Origin of the sequence: Bradyrhizobium sp. NBAIM08, assembly GCF_020193935.1 — a bacterium.
Classification (GTDB): domain Bacteria; phylum Pseudomonadota; class Alphaproteobacteria; order Rhizobiales; family Xanthobacteraceae; genus Bradyrhizobium; species Bradyrhizobium yuanmingense.
Map to the genome: position 1 here is coordinate 1 of NZ_JADYVR010001056.1, position 398 is coordinate 398.

The window sequence follows — 398 nt, forward strand, 5'->3', positions numbered from 1 at the left end:
GTGTTGCGGCCCGCGCCGCCGAGCACCGAGACGTTGCCGTAGGCCGTGCGCACGGTGTCGTCGCCGTCGCCGCCGTTGATCGCGAGCGGAGCCGCGCCGGCCGCCGCCGCGAGCGCCTCGATGACATCCGCGCCTCTGCCGCCGACGAGCTCGATGTCGCCGACGTCGCCGTGCCGCGCATCGTTGCCGTGACCGCCGTCGAGCCGGTCGGCGCCCGCGCCGCCGGTGAGCGCGTCGTTGCCGACCTGGCCCAGGAGAACGTCGTCGTGATCGCCGCCGTCGAGGATGTCGTTGCCGTCGCCGCCCTCCAGCCCGTCCTTGTCCGCGCCGCCGCGCAGCGTGTCGCCGCCGCGCCCGCCGAGCAGCACGTCATCGCCGCTGCCGCCGTCGAGAACATC

Annotated in this window: 1 protein-coding gene; it reads right to left on the reverse strand. The window is 75.9% G+C overall.

From position 1 onward, the window contains the following. Window positions 1–398, reverse strand: a 398-nt coding sequence (locus I6F37_RS43440) for a calcium-binding protein (RefSeq protein WP_276573838.1), incomplete at both ends; no start/stop codon positions are given.